The 18,203-nt window shown below is 62.2% G+C and carries 19 protein-coding genes and 1 tRNA gene; 8 read left to right on the forward strand and 12 right to left on the reverse strand.

From position 1 onward, the window contains the following. Positions 1-592: 592 nt before the first annotated feature. From B0B52_RS22800 to B0B52_RS21190, 9 genes are all read right to left on the reverse strand, one after another. The gene (locus B0B52_RS22800) at positions 593-1,771 is read right to left on the reverse strand and encodes an ankyrin repeat domain-containing protein (RefSeq protein ID WP_139352057.1); all 1,179 of its coding nucleotides are present in this window, start codon (positions 1,769-1,771) and stop codon (positions 593-595) included. Beyond that, complete coding sequence (locus B0B52_RS21155) at positions 1,768-2,367, reverse strand: RNA polymerase sigma factor (protein ID WP_077595801.1); 600 nt, start codon at positions 2,365-2,367, stop codon at positions 1,768-1,770. Before B0B52_RS21155 ends, B0B52_RS22800 begins: the two co-directional genes overlap by 4 nt. 181 nt (positions 2,368-2,548) lie before the next feature. Then, positions 2,549-3,463 carry a hypothetical protein gene (locus tag B0B52_RS21160; protein ID WP_077595665.1) on the reverse strand — a complete coding sequence of 305 codons (915 nt, stop codon included), beginning with the start codon at positions 3,461-3,463 and terminating at the stop codon, positions 2,549-2,551. Positions 3,464-3,616: 153 nt separating this feature from the next. Further along, entirely contained in the window at positions 3,617-4,402 is a 786-nt protein-coding gene (locus B0B52_RS21165; RefSeq protein ID WP_077595666.1) for a zinc-dependent peptidase, read from the reverse strand. Between the two features lie 9 nt (positions 4,403-4,411). Continuing rightward, complete coding sequence (locus tag B0B52_RS21170; RefSeq protein ID WP_254425804.1) at positions 4,412-5,218, reverse strand: UDP-2,3-diacylglucosamine diphosphatase; 807 nt, start codon at positions 5,216-5,218, stop codon at positions 4,412-4,414. Between the two features lie 11 nt (positions 5,219-5,229). Continuing rightward, on the reverse strand, positions 5,230-5,739 hold the full coding sequence (locus B0B52_RS21175; protein ID WP_077595668.1) for a peptidylprolyl isomerase: 510 nt from the start codon (positions 5,737-5,739) through the stop codon (positions 5,230-5,232). 6 nt (positions 5,740-5,745) lie between these two features. After that, complete coding sequence (locus tag B0B52_RS21180; protein ID WP_077595669.1) at positions 5,746-6,441, reverse strand: peptidylprolyl isomerase; 696 nt, start codon at positions 6,439-6,441, stop codon at positions 5,746-5,748. Beyond that, on the reverse strand, positions 6,438-7,748 hold the full coding sequence (locus tag B0B52_RS21185; RefSeq protein WP_077595670.1) for a murein L,D-transpeptidase family protein: 1,311 nt from the start codon (positions 7,746-7,748) through the stop codon (positions 6,438-6,440). The genes B0B52_RS21180 and B0B52_RS21185 overlap by 4 nt, the downstream gene beginning before the upstream one ends. Before the next feature lie 45 nt (positions 7,749-7,793). Next, positions 7,794-8,861, reverse strand: a complete 1,068-nt coding sequence (locus B0B52_RS21190) for a nuclear transport factor 2 family protein (RefSeq protein ID WP_077595671.1) — start codon at positions 8,859-8,861, stop codon at positions 7,794-7,796. A 281-nt stretch (positions 8,862-9,142) separates the two neighbouring features. Here B0B52_RS21190 and cysS point away from each other — a divergent pair, with 281 nt between their 5' ends. From cysS to B0B52_RS21205, 3 genes are all read left to right on the forward strand, one after another. Beyond that, positions 9,143-10,519, forward strand: coding sequence for a cysteine--tRNA ligase (gene cysS / locus B0B52_RS21195; protein ID WP_077595672.1), 1,377 nt, complete (start codon positions 9,143-9,145; stop codon positions 10,517-10,519). Positions 10,520-10,574: 55 nt separating this feature from the next. Further along, positions 10,575-11,267, forward strand: a complete 693-nt coding sequence (locus B0B52_RS21200) for a DNA-3-methyladenine glycosylase (protein ID WP_077595673.1) — start codon at positions 10,575-10,577, stop codon at positions 11,265-11,267. A 110-nt stretch (positions 11,268-11,377) separates the two neighbouring features. Beyond that, positions 11,378-12,355, forward strand: coding sequence for an acetyl-CoA carboxylase carboxyltransferase subunit alpha (locus B0B52_RS21205; protein ID WP_077595674.1), 978 nt, complete (start codon positions 11,378-11,380; stop codon positions 12,353-12,355). An 18-nt stretch (positions 12,356-12,373) separates the two neighbouring features. Here B0B52_RS21205 and B0B52_RS21210 read toward each other — a convergent pair whose 3' ends face one another. Continuing rightward, a complete protein-coding gene (locus tag B0B52_RS21210) occupies positions 12,374-12,685 on the reverse strand; it encodes a hypothetical protein (RefSeq protein WP_077595675.1) in 312 nt (103 codons plus the stop codon). Then, entirely contained in the window at positions 12,682-12,882 is a 201-nt protein-coding gene (locus B0B52_RS22360; RefSeq protein ID WP_139352058.1) for a hypothetical protein, read from the reverse strand. The genes B0B52_RS21210 and B0B52_RS22360 overlap by 4 nt, the downstream gene beginning before the upstream one ends. A gap of 24 nt (positions 12,883-12,906) precedes the next feature. On the opposite strand from B0B52_RS22360, the gene tilS reads away from it, so the two are divergent. The 5 genes from tilS (at position 12,907) to B0B52_RS21235 (ending at position 16,921) form a co-directional block, all read left to right on the forward strand. Next, on the forward strand, positions 12,907-13,830 hold the full coding sequence (gene tilS, locus B0B52_RS21215; protein ID WP_371327420.1) for a tRNA lysidine(34) synthetase TilS: 924 nt from the start codon (positions 12,907-12,909) through the stop codon (positions 13,828-13,830). A 150-nt stretch (positions 13,831-13,980) separates the two neighbouring features. Beyond that, positions 13,981-15,249, forward strand: coding sequence for an aspartate kinase (locus B0B52_RS21220; RefSeq protein WP_077595677.1), 1,269 nt, complete (start codon positions 13,981-13,983; stop codon positions 15,247-15,249). A gap of 65 nt (positions 15,250-15,314) precedes the next feature. After that, a tRNA-Ser gene (locus B0B52_RS21225) sits at positions 15,315-15,407 on the forward strand. Positions 15,408-15,556: 149 nt separating this feature from the next. Continuing rightward, on the forward strand, positions 15,557-15,877 hold the full coding sequence (locus B0B52_RS21230; RefSeq protein ID WP_077595678.1) for an I78 family peptidase inhibitor: 321 nt from the start codon (positions 15,557-15,559) through the stop codon (positions 15,875-15,877). A 117-nt stretch (positions 15,878-15,994) separates the two neighbouring features. Then, complete coding sequence (locus B0B52_RS21235) at positions 15,995-16,921, forward strand: LysR family transcriptional regulator (protein WP_077595679.1); 927 nt, start codon at positions 15,995-15,997, stop codon at positions 16,919-16,921. Here the strand turns inward: B0B52_RS21235 and B0B52_RS21240 are convergent. Next, on the reverse strand, positions 16,914-18,149 hold the full coding sequence (locus tag B0B52_RS21240; protein WP_077595680.1) for a D-amino acid dehydrogenase: 1,236 nt from the start codon (positions 18,147-18,149) through the stop codon (positions 16,914-16,916). The two genes, B0B52_RS21235 and B0B52_RS21240, sit on opposite strands and share 8 nt — an antisense overlap. Positions 18,150-18,203: the final 54 nt, after the last annotated feature.

Below are 18,203 nucleotides of genomic sequence, written 5' to 3' on the forward strand. Positions count from 1 at the left end.
CCCCTAACCCCTCCCTCGCCCCGCTGGGCGATGGAGGGGGACTTCATTTGGCCGCGTGTGCTGCTGCCACGTGCAAACATGACGGCCAACGGAATCCGACCTGACGCGCTTCGCGCGTCAGGTCTCCCTGTACCCGAATTCACTCTCCCACCCGTCGGGCTGGGCCGAGGAGCGCAGCCGAAAGCGGATCAGGGCGAGCGATTGTCTGAGCGAAGCGAGTTCGAGCTCGACCCCGCTTTCGGCGAGCACCGCAGGTTGCCCGTAGCGCAGCGAAGGGACCCAGACCATCGGGTCGCCTTTCTTTTGGGTACTTTTCTTTGGCGACGCAAAGAAAAGTGCCTCGCCCGCCGGGGCGAGACCCGGCTTGCAGGAAGACCCACAGCCGCACAAGCTTGCACAGGCTTCGACAAGCTCAGCCCGAACGGTGGAAGATGTGGCGTTAGAGAATCGCCTGCATGGATCCCGGATCAAGTCCGGGATGACAAGCCAGATTAATGGATGATCAAGATGCTATGAATTCAATAGCTGCTTGTGACCGTATCAAAAGGGCAAAAGGCGTATTTGACTAACAGACCCCGAGAAGAACGCTTCCTCAGGACCCAGCCTCAATCACCCGCACAATCTCCCCCCACCCCAACCGCCGCGCATACCCCAACGCATTCACCCCCTCCCGGTCCACCAGCGCAGGGTTCGCCCCGGCAGCCAGCAGGCGCCGCACAACCGCGGTGTGGCCATGAATGGCGGCGAGCATCAGCGGCGTCCGGCCGGCTTCGTCGGGCGCGTTGATGCGTGCACCCTGCGCGATCAGGCGCTCCACCTGCGCGAGTTGGCCGCTGCGTGCAGCCTCGTGCAGCGGTTGCGGCGCAGCGCGCTCCTGTGTTTTCGCCAAACCCACTTCCGCGCGGTTGCGCTGTGTTTGTGCGGCACGGTCCTCCTGCGCATTCGGTGCGGCAGGCATTGCGCTTCTTGCCACAGGAGCCGGGGCTGCCGCGGATGCAGCTGAAGCGGTGGCTGGAGCGACCGGGGCGGCGGGCGCAGCCGAACCTTTCACGATGGGCACGGGCTCGTCTGCCGCACTTGCAGCGTCTGCCATCCGGCTCGGAGGAGCAGCTTGCATCGCGGGTTTCGGTTCAGAACGAGGTGCGGGCGCGGGAGCAGGAGCAGGAGCAGGAGCAGGAGCAGGAGCAGGAGCAGGAGCAGGAGCAGGAGGCGCGGCGGTTGCCGGCGCTGGGGGGTGTGCGCTTTCCGCCAGCTGCGCTGCAGGTTCCCTGCTGACAGCTGCAGTATCTGTTCTGGCGCCCGCGACTGGCGGAGCAGGGCGCGGGGCTGGTGGTCTGGCGGGGGAAGTTGCAGCGGCTGTCGCTGCGCTGTCTGCCGGCTTTGCGGAAGACTTGGCGGGTGTCGAGGGGGCGGGCGCTGCAGGAGCTACGGGCGCCACGGGCGTAGCAGATGGAGCGGGAACTGCCGCAGGCGCCGCTCCACGGCCGGCCACCAGTTCTTTCTCTTCGGGGGTGCCACGGTCGAACTGCAGCACCAGCAAACCCGTCAGCCCCGCCAGGGCGACGCTGGCCAGCAACGATATCTTCCAGCGCGACTGGTTGGCCGCAGGTACCTGCGGCGCGGCTGCGTGGGTGACGGCCTTTGCGTCAAGCACCGCCTGCGCATGCGCACGCACGGCGTCGCGCACGTGCACACCCGGGCGGCGCGTGTCCTGCGCGCTGGCCTCGTGGTAGCGCCGTGTCAGCTCATCGCCTTGACGGGGTTCTGTCATGCAAACTCCTGTAGCTGTTGGCGCAGGCTGCGCCGGGCATAACGCAGTCGGCTCTTGGCGGTTTCAAAACTCACGCCGGTGGTGCTGGCGATGTCTTCAACACTCAGGCCGGCTTCGGCCTGGAGCAAAAAGGCTTCGCGCTGGTCTGCCGGTAACTGCTCTACCGCGGTGATCAGCGCCTCGGCCTGCTCCCGTGACTGCAACTGGCGCACCGGGCCAAAACCGGAGTCGGCCGCCAGCGTGTGGGCCAGGCCGTTCTCTTCATCGTCGTCCCCATGGTCGTCCATGCTCGCATGGTTCTTCGCCGTGCGGAAGTGGTCAACCATCCGGTTGTGCGCGATGGTGAACAGCCAGGTCTTGAAGCGGGCCGTCGGCTGGTAGCTCGCGCCTTGCCGCGCGACGGCAAACCACACATCCTGCAGCAGGTCGTCGGCCACCGCCTGCACCCGCACACTGCGGAACACATAACGCCACACACCCATTTCATGCCGCGCATAGAGCGCATCGAATGCACTGATATCGCCGCCGGCGTAGCGCAGCATCAGCGACTCGTCGCTGTCCTGGGCATCGTCGGCGGGCGGTGCGGCACTAGGCATGCCGCACATTAGCACGCCGCAGCACAAGGCTTCTTCAGGACAGCGGCTCGCCGCAAGGTACCGGAGCGCAGCGAGCGGTCTCCCCATCAAGCAGGGGCCGCGGGTCCGGCTTTGCCGGCCCGCACGCGCAGCGGCCCCCCGGGGGGGCAGGGCGCTACACGCAGTGAGCAACCGTGGGGGCTCAATAAGGATCAGGCACGTAAGTAGTGTTCCCCGACTGCGGAAACGGGTTGGGCACCGGCAACTGCACCACTGGTTCGCGGATGATGCCGGCGGCAACCAGGTTCTCTCGGCTGTCATAACGGATGCGGATGATTTCGTTGGGTTGCGCCTGCAGCCGTGCAAAGCTGGTGTGCGACACCACCGAGGTTTCGCGCTGGCCGTGGGCCGTGCCCAGCTGCGGCGCAGGGCGGGGAGCGGCCGGAGGGGTGTTGTAGGACTTGGCCAGGCTGTCGGCAGAAGAAGGGGCGCGTTCCGCCTGGGCAGACGATTCGCTGGCGCTGCGATCAGCCAGGCCGGCGCTGCCTGCGGCCGAGGGTGATGCCGGTGCCGGGGAAGGTACGGGGGCACCGCGCAGCCGACCGTCGAAGTCGTTGCGTGACTCTTCGCGCCGCGAATAGGCCGGCGCCTGGGCAACCGGCTCGGGCAGCCTTTCGCGAAACAGCGCGACGCCGATCACGCCCACGTTGCCGGGCCGTCCGGTGCGTCCAGCGTAGGAATTACCAACGCCGGAGAACTCAAAGGCGGCCACTTCGCTGCTGCTTTTGCGCCAGCCGGTCACCGCGTACTGTTGCCAGGGTGAAAACACATAACCAGTCTGCTCCCAGGCTGCGGTTTCGCCGCTGAGGACGTTGACGCCGTCTACGGTGGTGACAGCCAGCACACGCTCGCCCAGCCGGTTGCGCACCATGATCGAGTATTTCGCGCCGTACTGGCCCGCCACCCAGTATTCGCCGCGGTGGCGGTACACCGGGAGTGTCGCGCCGGAATGGCGGTCGATCACGGTGACGTCGGCCAGGCTGCCCACGGCATGGGCCGGCAGGGTGAAGGCGGCGGTAGCCAGTGCCAGGGAAAAGGCAAGAAGGGTGGTTTTCATGTGAGCTCCATAAAAAGTAGTGGAGCTGACTGAAACGAACGGGGTGGGCCGATGGGGTTAAAGGCTGTGAAAAATAATTTCGCCAGAGATAATTTCGGGAGAGACCGGTGGGTCGGAATACGCTATCAAATAAGTAGCTGCTGGCGCCCGTATTCAAAGGGCTAGTGGCTGATTTACCTTGAAGAATTGGTCGTACAGCTGCGTCAACGCCGGAAACTCCTGCGTGAAGCGGTCGCGGTTCACAAAATAGGCTTCGCAAGTCACGGCAAAAAACTCTGCCGGCGCGGTGGCGCCGTAGGCATCCAGCCAGGGCACTTGGCCGCCGAAACGTTCAGCCATGGTGACCTGCTCGCGAAAGGCGTCATAGGCAGGTTGCATCACATCGCGCCAGGCGGCGTGCGCCGCGCGCGAGGGCAGCGGCGGGCAACCGTCGGCTGCGCCGTCACGCATGTCGATCTTGTGGACGAATTCGTGGATCACCACGTTGTAGCCGTGCCCGGCGAGTGCGCCGGCCGAGGCTACGTCCTGCCAGCTCAGGGTGACCGGCCCGCGGTCCATGGCCTCGCCGGACAGCACTTCGCTGTAGCGGTGCATCACACCGGCCTCGTCCACCATTTCGCGGCGCGCCACCATCTGGCCCGGATGCACCACGATGCCCACGAAGTCGTCATACCAGCCCAGACCCAGGTGCAGCACCGGCAGGCAGGCCTGCGCGGCGATGGCAATGGCCATGGCGTCGGTGACCACCAGGCCTTGCGCCCCGCTGAACTCCTTGTGCGCCAGAAACTCGCTGACCAGACCGCGCAAGTGCAGCAGTTGGGCGGCAGATCGTTCTGCAAGAAACGGGTAATCAGCCAGCATGGCCTGCCAAAGCTTGTCGGGAATGGTTTCAGGGCGCGCACGACGAAGGCCCAGGAGCTGGCGCAAACGCTTGAACATGCCGGCGCTTTACAGCAATGCGATGCGCCGAAGGCCGCCCGCTGTCAGGCGCAGCACTTCCGCGCGTGGGTGCTGTGCGGCTGCATCCCAGTCGCTGAGCACCACGCGTGAGTATCCGTGGCCCAGATCGTGCACTGCCGGCTGGTGGGTGTGGCCGTGAATAAGAATGTGTGCCTTGGCTGCCTGCAATTGCTGGAGCGCGGCACCGCTGTCTACATCGGCGTAGGTGGCGCCCGATTTTTTGCGCGCCTCGCTTTGCTCACGCAGGCCGCGCGCGATGGCCTGGCGTTCTGCCAGTGGTTTTGCCAGGAAGGCGCGCTGCCAGTCGATGCTTCGTACCTGGCGGCGAAACTGCATGTAGTCCACATCGCCCAGGCACAGCGCATCGCCGTGCGAGAGCAACCAGCGCTGGTGGTTGAAGTCCAGCACGGTCGGGTCGGCCAGCAGCGTGGTGTTGCAAAGTCCCATCAGGCCTTGGCCCACGAGAAAATCACGGTTGCCGTGCATGAAAAAGAGGGCCAGCCGGCCCGCAGCCTGACCCATGACGCGGGCACAGTGTTCTTCAAAACTTCCATCGCTTTCTGACGGAGAGACTGCCAGATCGGTGCCGACGATGTCGTCCCCGACCCAGACTTCAAACAGGTCGCCCAATATGAAGACCGCGTCGGCCGGCGTGCTTTCCATGTAGTGCCGCCAGGCTTCGAATGTGGCCGGCTCGGCGGACTGCAGGTGCAGGTCGGAAATGAAATCGACCGTGCGCCAGGAGGGCGGAGCCTGAAGCTCTGCAATCCGGGGCACGGTCGACGGTATTTTCACGGGGCCGGAAATCAGGCCAGTGCGACGGCTTTTTCGATCACCACGTCGGTTTGCGGCACGTCGTCATGAAAGCCCTTGCGGCCGGTTTTGACGGCAGCAATCTTGTCGACCACATCGTTTCCGCTGACCACTTTGCCAAACACGGCGTAACCCCAGCCGGAGGCATTGGGGGCAGTGTGGTTCAAGAAGGCGTTGTCCGACACGTTGATGAAAAACTGCGAGCTGGCCGAGTGCGGTGCATTGGTGCGCGCCATGGCCACGGTGTAGTGGTCGTTCTTCAGGCCGTTGTTGGCCTCGTTCTCGATTTCGCCATCCGTGGGCTTTTGTTTCATGCCGACTTCGAAGCCGCCGCCCTGGACCATGAAGCCCGGGATCACGCGGTGGAACACCGTGTTGTTGTAATGGCCCTTGCTGACGTAGCTCAGGAAGTTGGCGACCGACTTCGGTGCCTTGTCCTGATCGAGTTCAAGCGTGATGACGCCGTGGCCTGCAATGTGGAGTTCGACTTTGGGGTTGCTCATGATGGGTTACTTAACAAGAGTTGCAGAGTTAATGAGAATGGGTGTTTTGGGCACATCGCTGGGGAAGGGCCCGCCCGCGCCGGTGGGGGTGGCCTTGATCTTGTTCACAACGTCCATGCCGCTGACGACCTTGCCGAAGACGGTGTAGCCGAACAGCTGCGGCGCGTTCACCAGTTGGGCGCGTGGCGTATTTTCGTAAACGCGGCCCTGGTACTCAAACTTCGGCACCGGGTCGCCAGGCGGTATCGGCGTGGGGTTCAGGAAGTCGTTGTCCTTGACGTTGATGAAGAACTGCGAGGATGCTGAATGCGGGTCGTTGGTGCGGGCCATGGCCAGCGTGCCGACGACGTTTTTGTCGCCACCCTTGGCCAATGCTTCGCGACCTTCGTGTGGCACGGGTGCGCGGGTTTTCTTTTCGGCGTATTTGGCGTCGTAGCCGCCGCCCTGAACCATGAAGTTCTCGATCACGCGATGAAAAACCGTGCCGTCGTAGTGCTTGTCTTTCACGTACTGTAGAAAACTCTCGACGGTTTTCGGTGCCTTGTCGGGATAGACCTCGACCACAAAATCGCCGGCGCTGGTGGCAAATTTCACCCGGGGTGCACCGGCCGCGCCCTCCGCCCATGCCTGGCTTGCCACCAGGCCCAGTGCCGCCATCATCAGGCAGGCACGCCGGCCCAGGGTGCTGTTGCTCAAAGTCATCCAATCACTCCTTCAAAAAATATCTTCCACTGCTTGCCCTGGCGCACCCAGTACTGGCGCCGCACCGGGCCTGTGCGTGAGCCGCTCAGCACTTCGCCAAAGGTTACCACCATGGTGTCGGCGCTGTCGGTCCAGCGCAGGTAGGACAGGTCCTTGAGCTGTACCGTGCGGCCCGCCCGTTTGTCCACTTCACTGCGGAGCACCGCCGTCCAGTCTGCAAGCGTCTTGCCATAACTGTTGAAGTCGCTGCTGTACAGGCTGGTCAACATGGCCAGATCACCCCCTGATTTCGCCTGGTGCCAGTTGTTCAGCGCCTCCTCAAAAGACTTGCCATCTGCCTTGGCGCTGTGCGGCGCTACCCACTTGAGGCTTTGCGCGATGACGACTGGTGTGGTGCGCACCTCGACCGTCCGGATGATGCGCTCCAGGTCCGGATTGGCCAACACAACGCAGCCGTCACTGGCCAGCGGTGCGCGCGAGAACTGGTTGGGCGGGGTGCCGTGCAGCCAGATACCGCCGCCGGTTTTGCCGCGTTTAACGTCCAGCGGGTTGGGGTAATTGATGGGCAGGGCACCCGAGCCGTAGAAGTCCTTGAGCGACTTTGGGTCAAGATTGCTGGTGACGAAATAAATTCCCAGAGGCGTGCGCGCGTCGCCTTCCACGGTTTTTTCGGTGCCTGACTTGCCCAATGAAATGTAATAGTCACCCAGAAGCTTGAGCCCGGTTGGCGTGTTTTCAAACAGATAAAGCCGTGACCGCGAGGCATCGACGGCAATGGCGTGTTTGTTGCGCGGCGCCAGTGCGAGGAATTGCGACGGGATGGTGCCGGGCGCGGGCCGCTCGCGCAGCGCTTTCAAGCGCATCAGCGATTCTTGGCGCAGCTCGGCCAGGGTGCTGGCGCCGGCTTTGGCGGTGCTGTCGGAGACGTCGCCGAGCGTGCGCAACGGCCGGGATTGGGCGGCCAGCAGGTCGCCATAAACCAGCTGCGCTAGCTGGAAGTTGGGGTGGTCATTGACCAATCGCTCGGCTTTGGCCAGTGCTTCGCGCCCTTTGGACTGGCCCGCGAGTTTGTAGATCTCAATCAGGCGGGCTTCGGCTTCTCCGTCGCGAACCACGGGCCGTGTGGGGATGCGAGCCGGTGATTTGGCATGCCCGTTGGCTGCTGCCATGCCCGGTTTTCCCGATGAGGTTGATTTTTTTTCCGCATTCTCCGCAAACACGGGGGTTCCACACAGCATAGCCAAGGCCGCGATGACGGAAGTTGCGGAGGTGGCGGGCGCCCGCGGAATGGAGAGTCGAAAAAACATGTCAGTTAGGCGCTGGTAAGTACGCGCCGGCCTCGCCGCCAGTCATTAGCCGCCCGTGGATTCCCTGACGATAAGCCAGCGCTCGCCGGCTTTGGTCATGTCCAGGGTTTTTCGGCTCGAGATGTGGAGCGTGTCAGCACTGTAGTCTTGTCTGAATTTCGCGGTGGCCTTGCTGCCGCTGACGTCGACCGAGAGCTCGCTCAGCTTCACGCTGATTTTCGACTTGCCGACGATGCGCGCGCGCCTGTCTTCTTCCCAGGCCTTGCGGGTCTGCTTGCCGGGCGTGTCAAAGTCCTTGCCATAGGCTGCGAGGTAGGCGTTCATGTCCTTGGCGGACCAGGCGCCGGCCCAGGCTTTGACAGCGTTTTCCACGTCTTTTCCGGCGGCACTGGCTGCCGCCGTGGGAGCCGGGGCTGCGGGCGCGGGAGTTGGTGTAACAGCGGGGGCTGCTGGTGCTGCAGCAACTGGCGGTGCGGCAGGCGGTGCGGGCACCACCGCTGGTTTGGCCGGCGCGGCCGGCGCCTGGGCTACCACCGGGGGCGATGCGGGAGCGGCCGCGGCCGGCTTCTGGTTTTTGGCTTCAGCGCTGAAGAGCGTGCGGATCAGGGCCAGCTTGGGGGGCACGGCGCTGTTGCCACCGTCAAGCTGCAGGGCCTTGCTATAAGCCTGGCTGGCAAGCTTGGCGTACACGTCGCCGAGGTTTTCATGCGCTGTGGCGTAGCTCGGGTTGGTGCGAATGGCCATTTCCAGGGCGGCCCTGGCCTTGTCGTACTGGTTCTGACCGGCATAAAGCACAGCCAGATTGTTGTAGGGCTCGGGCAGTTCAGGGTAGTCCTGGGTGATCTTGGTGAAGGTGGCAATCGCGTCGGCCGGTTTGCCCGCCTCCGTCTGGATCACGCCCTTGATAAAACGCATCTGCGGGTCGCGCGGCTTGGCGGCCAGATACTGGTCGGCTTTGGCCAGCGCCTGCGGCAGCTGCCCCGAACGCACCAGGGCATTCACGTCGGCGTAGTCGTCGGCGTGCGCAGCCGTGATGAACATGGCTGCCGCCAGAGCCAGCCAGCGCAGGGCAACGGGAAACGCCCGGGTTGAAGGATAAGCTGACTTGGACATAATTCCTCTGAAACACATGGGGTGGCAGGTATGAAAGGGGTACCTGGGAAAAACCGGCGCTACAGTCTGCGGCATGGGTCTTTGCCCGTGCTGGCTATACTGGAAGATTGTATCTGAGGGGTATAGTTTAAGTCCCGGTGAAAATCACCCTCCGCCTTCCCTGTTGATTGATCTTTCGGAGCAGCTTTCCCCCTTTGCTGATGCACTTGATGACCTGCCTCCTTTCCAGCATCCCCTTCCGGTTTCGGCGCTTCCAGCCGGACTGAACACCCAGACTTTTCATGAGCCTTCGTATTTACAACACGCTGACGCGTGCCGTAGAAGATTTTTCGCCCCTGGTGCCCGGCCATGTACGCATGTACGTCTGCGGCATGACCATTTATGACCTGTGCCACATCGGCCACGCCCGCATGATGATGGCCTTTGACGTGGTGCAGCGCTGGCTCAGGGCCAGCGGCTACCAGGTCACCTATGTGCGCAACATCACCGACATTGACGACAAGATCATCAAGCGTGCCGTGGAGCGCAACATCAGCATCCGCACGCTGACCGACGAGATGATCGTGGCGATGAACCAGGACATCGGCGCGCTTGGCATCGAGCCGCCCACGCTGGAGCCGCGCGCCACTGAATACGTGCCGCAGATGCTGGACATGATTGGCACGCTGGAGCAAAAAGGCCTGGCCTACCGCTCTGGCAACGGCGACGTGAACTATGCGGTGCGCAAGTTTCCCGGCTACGGCAAGCTCTCGGGCAAGTCGCTCGACGAATTGCGTGCCGGCGAGCGCGTGGCCGTGCTTGACGGCAAGGAAGATCCGCTCGACTTCGTGCTGTGGAAGTCCGCCAAACCCACCGAGCCCGACGATGCCAAATGGGCAAGCGACTATGGCCCGGGCCGTCCGGGGTGGCACATCGAGTGCTCCGCCATGTGCCGCGGCACCTTGGGTGAGACCTTCGACATTCATGGTGGCGGCGCCGACTTGCAGTTTCCGCACCATGAAAATGAAATTGCCCAGAGCGAAGCGGCCAATGGCAAGCCTCTGGCGAACTTTTGGGTACACAACGGGTTTGTGCGTGTGGACAACGAGAAGATGTCCAAGAGCTTGGGCAACTTCTTCACCATCCGCGAGGTTCTGGCCAAGTACGACCCCGAGACCGTGCGCTTTTTCATCGTGCGTGCGCACTACCGCAGCGGGTTGAACTACAGCGATGCACACCTGGACGACGCCCGCAATTCGCTCAAGCGCCTGTACACCGCCTTGCATCTTGTGAAGCCGGCCGAGGTCCAGCTGGACTGGACCCACCCGTTCGCAGCCCGCTTCAAGGCAGCCATGGACGAAGACTTCGGCACGCCCGAAGCCGTCGCCGTGTTGTTCGAGCTGGCCGGCGAAATCAACAAGACCCGGTCTGCCGAACTGGCCGGCTTGCTCCGGGCGCTGGGCGCCTGCCTGGGCTTGCTGCAAAACGACGCGGCCACCTTTTTGCAAGCCGGGGCTACGCTGGACGAAGCGGCCATCCAGGAGATGATTGCCCAGCGCGCCGCGGCCAAGGCTGGCAAGAATTTTGCTGAAGCCGACCGGATCCGCAATGATTTGCTCGCGCGGGGCATCGTGCTGAAGGATTCGTCCGCCGGTACGACCTGGGAAGTGCAATCTTGATTAAAAATACAAGCCTTTTCGGCCTCCAGCCCTTGAATGGTATGCGCGAGCAGCTATGAAAAAGATAGTAAAAAGCGGGCCGGCCAGCGTTGAGCTGGCCGAGGTGCTTGAGCCGGCTGCCACCACGATTCCCGCCTATTGGGCAGAGGCCTGCAAGCACCTGGTCAAGAAAGACCGGGTCATGAAACGCCTGATTCCCCAGTTTGGTGACGCCTGCCTGCAGTCGCGCGGCGATGCTTTCAGCACGCTGGCGCGCAGCATCGTCGGCCAGCAGATTTCCGTCAAGGCGGCGCAGACGGTGTGGCACCGCTTTGACGCCTTGCCCAGAAAGATGACGCCCGGCAACGTGCTCAAGCTCAAGGTGGACGACATGCGCGCTGCTGGCCTGAGCGCGCGCAAGGTTGAATATCTGGTCGACCTGGCCATTCATTTCGACGCTGGCACCGTGCACGTCAAGGACTGGCAGGCGATGGACGACGAAGCCATCATTGCCGAGCTGGTGGCCATTCGCGGCATTGGCCGCTGGACGGCCGAGATGTTCCTGATTTTTTACCTGACACGGCCCAATGTGCTTCCGCTGGACGATGTGGGCCTGATCAGCGGCATCAGCCAGAACTATTTTTCGGGCGAGTCAGTGAGCCGCAGCGATGCGCGCGAAGTGGCCGCCGCCTGGGCGCCGTATTGCAGCGTCGCAACTTGGTATATTTGGCGCTCGCTGGACCCCTTGCCGGTTCTGGGTGCCGAGTAACCCCACCAAAAAAGCCTGAGGAGCAGAAATGAGCCCCCACATTCACTTTCGTTCACTGCCCCCCGAGGGGGCGCATGCCTCCTTAGAGGCGGCTCGTCAGGAGGCATAACATGGCCAAGAAGACCTTCCTCGATTTCGAGCAACCGATTGCGGAGCTTGAAGGGAAAATTGAAGAGCTGCGTTACGTGCAGACCGAGTCAGCGGTCGATATTTCCGAAGAAATCGACCAGCTCGCCAAGAAGAGCCAGCAGCTCACCAAAGACATCTACAGCGATCTGACGCCCTGGCAGATCACCAAGATCGCGCGCCACCCCGAGCGGCCCTACACGCTGGACTACGTCAACGAGCTGTTCACCGACTTTGTTGAACTGCACGGCGACAGGCATTTTGCCGATGATCTGAGCATCGTTGGCGGCCTGGCCCGCTTCAATGGCACCGCCTGCATGGTGCTGGGCCATCAAAAAGGGCGCGACACGAAAGAGCGCGGACTGCGCAACTTCGGCATGAGCAAGCCAGAGGGTTACCGCAAGGCCTTGCGCCTGATGAAAACCGCCGAAAAGTTCAAGCTGCCGGTGTTCACCTTTGTCGACACCCCTGGCGCTTACCCCGGCATTGATGCTGAAGAGCGCGGCCAGTCCGAAGCCATAGGCCGCAATATTTTTGAAATGGCGCAACTCGAGGTGCCCATCATCACCACCATCATCGGCGAGGGTGGTTCGGGCGGTGCACTGGCCATTTCCGTAGCTGACCAGGTCGTGATGCTGCAGTATTCGATTTATTCAGTGATCAGCCCGGAAGGCTGTGCCTCCATCCTCTGGAAGACCTCGGACAAGGCCGAAGAAGCCGCCGAGGCCCTGGGCATCACCGCGCATCGCCTGAAGGCACTGGGCGTGATCGACAAGATCGTCAACGAGCCGGTGGGCGGCGCGCACCGCGACCACAAGCAGATGGCCGCCTTTCTCAAGCGTGCGCTCAATGACGCCTTCCGCCAGGTCAGTGACCTCAAGGTCAAGGAACTGCTGGACCGCCGCTACGAGCGCCTGCAAAGTTATGGCCGCTACACCGACACCAAGGCGGACGCGAAATAGGGCCTGCTTGGGCCAGCTCTAGCTAAATTGCACGGAGACCGCGAGTTTCTTTGTCGCTGGATCGGGCTGGAAAACAATCGTGGTGATCGCATCGACGGCATTCATGCTGTCCGGGTCGAAGGTCTTTTTCTTGTAGACCCATTTCATCGCGTCGCCGGACTTCTCTTCCGATGTCGGTTTGCCTACCTTGTCGATGACCTGCTCCTGCGTCTGGCCGACGACGTAGCCCTCAAACAAGCCGCGTGAAAAGGTGCTGTCGATGCAGCCGCTGAGCAGGGAACCTATGAGCAGGATGGCAGCAAGCCACGCCAGGCGCAGGGGGGATTTCATGGATATGTCTCCGTTATTGGGAAATTCAGTATCCATACGGTGCTGACGCTCTTCTGACAGCGCAAAACAGCTTTTTTCGCTTTTTGTGCAGGTTTTTGCTGTGCGGCATCCACCGATAATCGGGCCATGAGCTGCCAGCCGCCTGCATGCCAGACCTTGCCCCACGCCCACGGCACAGCAGGGTTGGGAGCCGTCACGTGAGCACTTTGCTGGATGACGCCATGCGCGTTTTTTCTCCCGCACTTCCCCTGGCTGTGGGCTATAGCGGCGGTGCAGACTCCACCGCCTTGCTGCTGGCCTGCGTCGAAAAATGGCCGGGGCAGGTGAGGGCGGTGCATGTTCACCACGGCCTGCAGGCCGCTGCCGACGGATTTGCAAGCCACTGTGAAGTCTTCTGCGCGCAACTGCAGGTCCCGTTGCGGGTGATTCGGGTCCAGGCGAGCCATGCCCCGGGCGAAAGCCCGGAAGATGCCGCCCGCAAGGCGCGTTATGAAGCTTTCAGGGTGTTTGCCCAGGAGGAACGGGCGCAATTAGCTATCAAAAGCATAGCGCTTGCCCAGCATGCCGACGATCAGGTGGAGACCATGTTGCTGGCGCTTAGCCGCGGCGCTGGCTTGCCCGGCCTGAGCGCCATGCCGGCCAGCTGGCAGCGCGACGGGCTGGCGTACCACCGCCCCTTGCTGCAGGTGCCGGCGCCCGAAATCCGCGCCTGGCTGGCGCGCCGGGGCGCGGCCTTCATTGAAGACCCCACCAACACCGACGAGCGATTCACCCGCAACCGCATTCGCGCCCGCCTGTTGCCTGCACTGGCAGAGGCCTTTCCGCAGTTTCGCGAAACTTTTGCACGCAGTGCCCAGCACGCGGCCCAGGCGCAGGCGCTGTTGCTGGAGGTGGCGCGTGAAGACCTGAAAGCGCTGGGCAATCCGCCCACGATCAAGGCCCTGCAGGGTTTGTCGCCGGCACGTCAGGCCAACGCGCTGCGTACCTGGCTGCGTGATTTCCACCAGGCCGCGCCCAGTGCGGCGCAGCTGGAGCAACTGCTCTCGCAGGTGGCAGCCTGCACCACGCGGGGCCACCAGATTCATCTCAAGATTGCGTCCGGTCACGTGACGCGGGCCGGGGACCGGTTGCACTACACCGCGTAGACGCTTGTCAATGCAGGCTCATCTAGGTAGTTGTCCTAGGTATAATTGAAGGCTTTGCTGGCGGCTCTGGCCTTCTGTACGGGGTGAAAACGGTAAGGCCGCCCTCAGCAATAGCAATGTTCGCAACCAACTCCTGATTGACACCCTGCAATGGCATTGATCGTTCATAAATACGGTGGCACGTCGATGGGCTCGACAGAGCGTATCCGCAACGTCGCCAAACGCGTGGCCAAATGGGCTCGCGCCGGCCACCAGATGGTCGTGGTTCCCAGTGCCATGAGTGGCGAAACCAACCGCCTGCTGGGCCTGGCCAAAGAGCTGGCCCCCGGCAAAGCCAGCGACGCCTTCCACCGGGAGCTTGACGCCCTGGCCGCCACCGGCGAACAGGCCTCCAGCGCGCTGCTGGCCATTGCGCTGCAGGCCGAGGGCATGGAAGCCGTCAGCTACGCGGGCTGGCAGGTCGCCATCAAGACCAACAGCGCCTACACCAAGGCCCGCATCGAGTCGATTGACGACAAGCGTGTGCGCGCCGACCTCGATGCCGGCCGGGTGGTCATCATCACCGGTTTTCAGGGTATGGACGACGCCGGCAACATCACTACGCTGGGCCGCGGCGGTTCAGACACCTCGGCCGTGGCCGTGGCGGCTGCGCTGAAAGCGCATGAGTGCCTGATCTATACCGACGTGGACGGCGTCTACACCACCGACCCGCGCGTCGTGCCTGAAGCACGCCGCCTGCACACCGTGAGTTTTGAAGAGATGCTCGAGATGGCATCCATGGGCTCCAAGGTGCTGCAGATCCGCTCGGTGGAGTTTGCGGGCAAATACAAAGTGCCCCTGCGTGTGCTTTCAAGCTTCACACCCTGGGACATCGACATCGACGAAGAGGCCAAGTCCGGCACCCTGATCAGTTTTGAGGAAGACGAACAAATGGAACAAGCCATCGTATCGGGCATCGCATTCAACCGCGACGAAGCCAAAATCTCCATCCTGGGTGTTCCTGACACCCCGGGCATTGCGTACCAGATCCTGGGTGCTGTGGCAGATGCCAACATCGAAGTCGATGTGATCATCCAGAACATCAGCAAGGACGGCAAGACCGACTTCAGCTTCACCGTGCACCGCAACGACTACGCCCGTGCCATTGATCTGCTCAAGTCGCAAGTGCTGCCCAAGCTGGGTGCGCAGGAGATCACCGGCGACGCCAAGATCTGCAAGGTCAGCATTGTGGGCATCGGCATGCGCAGCCATGTGGGCATCGCGGCAAAAATGTTCCGTTGCCTGAGCGAAGAAGGCATCAACATCCAGATGATCTCCACCAGCGAGATCAAGACTTCGGTCGTGATTGACGAAAAATACATGGAGCTCGCCGTGCGCGCACTGCACAAGGCTTTTGACCTGGACCAGCCCCCCGCCTGAGTCTTGTGCCCCTCGGGGTGGACAGGCGCCCAAGACGTGAGATAATTCGCGTTAGCCAGAAATCAGGAAACGTGACCGAGTGGCCGAAGGTGCTCCCCTGCTAAGGGAGTATGGGGTGTAGAGCCTCATCGAGGGTTCGAATCCCTCCGTTTCCGCCAGATAAAAAGCCACCGCAAGGTGGCTTTTTTATGGGTGTGTGATTTGCGCCTGCAGTCAGCAGTGCCTTCGCTGGCAACCAGGCGTAAAAAAGCGCGCACCGCGCGGCCGCTCTTGTTATGGTGGCGCTTTTGCTTTTTCCGGAGAACACATGTCTTTGAAACCCCTGATGACCAGTGCTGTGCTGGCCGGTCTTGTTACCCTTGCTGGTTGTACGGCTCCTGGCGGCAACCAGCCCACCAGCCCGATGCCGCCACCCCCGCCGGGTACTGCCTGCAATGCGCAGGGTGCGCAATTCGCCATTGGAAAGACGGCCGGTGCCAGTGTCATCGAAGAGGCGCGCCAGCGTTCCGGGTCTTACATGGCACGGGTATTGCGTCCCAACCAGGTCGTCACCATGGAGTTCAATGCCCAGCGTCTCAACCTGGATGTGGATGCAGCCGGGGTGATCAAAAAGGCGCGTTGCGGGTAGACGTGAACGGGCAAACGGGCGAATGGCCCGTGTTTTCCTGGAGCGGCGGGCCAGGTGACGTAGCGGCAGGATAATCTCCGCCTGTTGCTTGTCTGAAAAAGAAGTCCGGACCCCTCCATGCGATTGCGCCACATCGAAGTTTTCAATGCCGTCATGCTCACCGGCAGTGTGAGCGGTGCTGCACGGTTGATCAACGTGACTCAGCCGGCGGTCAGCCGCATTCTCCAGCATGCGGAACTGCAGCTTGGTTTTGCGCTTTTTCAGCGCAGCAAGGGCCGGCTGACGGCCACTTCTGAAGCGCTGACGCTGTACCCGCATATCGAACGCCTGTTCGGAATGCTGGATGAAGTGCAGCGTTTGGCGGTCAATCTCAGAACGGGTGAGAGCGCCAAGGAGCTGCGACTGCTGACCGTGTTGGCGCTGAGTTATGAAATCCTCCCGCATGCCATCAAGCTTTTTCGGGTGAAGCACCCCGAGATCGCCATTACCGTCAAGGCTTTGCATTCGCCGCAGATTGTGTCGACGCTGGCTTTGCAGGAAGCGGACGTCGGTTTCCTGCTCAGCCCGGTGACGCATCCGGCGCTTTCCCAGCAGCACCTGGCCGACGGGCGTGTCGTGTGTATCGCCCCCAAAGGAATGCTTTCCGCACGACTGCTCAAGCGGGGCTCCGTCACGCTGGCCGATTTGAACAAGGTTCCCGTGATTGGTCTGGACGTGCTGGACCCTGTGGGCCGCAGCCTCAACAATGCCTGCCGCGAGGCAGAGGTTGGGCTGGACATTGCCATCACCGTGCAGACCTATCACTCGGCCCTGGCCCTGGCGCACCATGGGCTGGGCGTTGCGCTGGTTGATTCCTGTACGGCCGCCTCGGTGGACCTCAAGCGCGTGGATGTTTTGGCGCTGGAGCCATTGATTGCCGTGCCCATCAAGGCTTTGCTGCCTGCCGCCAAGCCTGCTTCTGTAGCCGTCAAATCATTTGTGCATTGCTTTCAGCAGGCTTTGTCCCGCACGGGTGGGGCTGAAACAGTGACCCTGATCAAGTGATCGCGCGCTGACTCGTTTCCCCGGACAGCATGGTGCTGATTCGCTCGGCAGAACCAAATGCCAAAGTAAAACCCAGTGCCCCGTGTCCGGTGTTGAACAGGAGGTTGGGCGGGCCTTTCGCGTGCCTGCCGATCACCGGCAAACCGGTAGGTGTGGCCGGCCGCATGCCGGCCCACGGGGATAAATTTTCAAATGAACTGCAGCCAGGAAAAATTGTCTGGGTTGATGCCTGGAGCGAGGCGATTTGCTTCGGGCAGACGGCGGTGTTGTAGCCCGCAAGTTCTGCCATGCCGGCCACCCTGAGGCGTGAACCGATGCGCGCGAAAACCACCTTGCGTGCGCTGTCTGTCACGCTTACCGACGGTGCTGCGCCGGTTGATTCGTCCGCCTCCACAGTGATGCTGTAGCCCTTGAGCGGATAAATGGGGAGGTGAATGCCCAGCGTGCGCGCCATGCGGGAAGAGTCGGCGCCCAGCGCCAGAACATAGTGGTCTGCCTCAACGGGGCCTTGTGAGGTTGTGGCCGCAACCACCGTCTCGCCGCGTACTTCCAGTTGGGCGATGGATGTGCCCAGCAAAAAACGAACGCCATCACGGCGCAAAACGGTGAGCAGCCCGTCGCAGGTTTTCTGGCAATCGGCGGCACATTCACCGGGCGTGTAAATTGCGCCGGCGATTTGCCGATGATGCATTTTTAGCGCCGACTCGATTTCGACACAGCGATCGGCACTCACGGCTTCCTGGATGCTGCCCAATTGCCGCTGCAGCAACAGCTGCCGCTTTGCAGCGGCAAACGTGTTCGGTGTCGGATACAACACCAATTTGCCTGTGGCCGAAAAATCGCAGTCGAGTTTTTCCTCCTCCATCATCCTGTCAAAGGCCTGCCGGCTCGATGCCGCAAGCCTCAACAGCCATGCCGTGCTTGCGCGTGAGCGCGAGCCATTACAGGCGGCCAGAAATTGCAGACCCCACAACCACTGCTGCGGGTCCAGGCGAGGCTGCAGCTTGAGCGGGGAAGAGCGTGAAAGCAGCAACTTGGGGAGTTGCCGCCAGATTCCTGGATCGGCCAGGGGCTGCACGTAGGAGTAACTCAATTGAGCACCGTTGCCGCCACTGGCGCCGCTGCCGGGGTTGGCGCGGTCAATCACCGTGACTTCGTGGCCGGCGCGGCGCAGGCTGTAGGCGCTGGCCAGTCCGATGATCCCCGCGCCCAGCACACACACATGCATAAAAGCCCCTGGTTTTTTTGGAAGAGCGGCCACTTTAAGCAATGCATATGCGCT

The sequence above is a fragment of the Polaromonas sp. A23 genome (assembly GCF_002001015.1).
GTDB lineage: Bacteria > Pseudomonadota > Gammaproteobacteria > Burkholderiales > Burkholderiaceae_C > Polaromonas.

Bases quoted from the DNA above. Each gene is read 5' to 3' on its own strand.
- B0B52_RS22800 (WP_139352057.1), bottom strand. From the start codon at position 1,771: ATGACAGAACCCCGTCAAGGCGATGAGCTGACACGGCGCTACCACGAG.
- B0B52_RS21155 (WP_077595801.1), bottom strand. From the start codon at position 2,367: ATGCCTAGTGCCGCACCGCCCGCCGACGATGCCCAGGACAGCGACGAG.
- B0B52_RS21160 (WP_077595665.1), bottom strand. From the start codon at position 3,463: ATGAAAACCACCCTTCTTGCCTTTTCCCTGGCACTGGCTACCGCCGCC.
- B0B52_RS21165 (WP_077595666.1), bottom strand. From the start codon at position 4,402: ATGTTCAAGCGTTTGCGCCAGCTCCTGGGCCTTCGTCGTGCGCGCCCT.
- B0B52_RS21175 (WP_077595668.1), bottom strand. From the start codon at position 5,739: ATGAGCAACCCCAAAGTCGAACTCCACATTGCAGGCCACGGCGTCATC.
- B0B52_RS21180 (WP_077595669.1), bottom strand. From the start codon at position 6,441: ATGACTTTGAGCAACAGCACCCTGGGCCGGCGTGCCTGCCTGATGATG.
- B0B52_RS21185 (WP_077595670.1), bottom strand. From the start codon at position 7,748: ATGTTTTTTCGACTCTCCATTCCGCGGGCGCCCGCCACCTCCGCAACT.
- B0B52_RS21190 (WP_077595671.1), bottom strand. From the start codon at position 8,861: ATGTCCAAGTCAGCTTATCCTTCAACCCGGGCGTTTCCCGTTGCCCTG.
- cysS (WP_077595672.1), top strand. From the start codon at position 9,143: ATGAGCCTTCGTATTTACAACACGCTGACGCGTGCCGTAGAAGATTTT.
- B0B52_RS21200 (WP_077595673.1), top strand. From the start codon at position 10,575: ATGAAAAAGATAGTAAAAAGCGGGCCGGCCAGCGTTGAGCTGGCCGAG.
- B0B52_RS21205 (WP_077595674.1), top strand. From the start codon at position 11,378: ATGGCCAAGAAGACCTTCCTCGATTTCGAGCAACCGATTGCGGAGCTT.
- B0B52_RS21210 (WP_077595675.1), bottom strand. From the start codon at position 12,685: ATGAAATCCCCCCTGCGCCTGGCGTGGCTTGCTGCCATCCTGCTCATA.
- tilS (WP_371327420.1), top strand. From the start codon at position 12,907: ATGCGCGTTTTTTCTCCCGCACTTCCCCTGGCTGTGGGCTATAGCGGC.
- B0B52_RS21220 (WP_077595677.1), top strand. From the start codon at position 13,981: ATGGCATTGATCGTTCATAAATACGGTGGCACGTCGATGGGCTCGACA.
- B0B52_RS21230 (WP_077595678.1), top strand. From the start codon at position 15,557: ATGTCTTTGAAACCCCTGATGACCAGTGCTGTGCTGGCCGGTCTTGTT.
- B0B52_RS21235 (WP_077595679.1), top strand. From the start codon at position 15,995: ATGCGATTGCGCCACATCGAAGTTTTCAATGCCGTCATGCTCACCGGC.
- B0B52_RS21240 (WP_077595680.1), bottom strand. From the start codon at position 18,149: ATGCATGTGTGTGTGCTGGGCGCGGGGATCATCGGACTGGCCAGCGCC.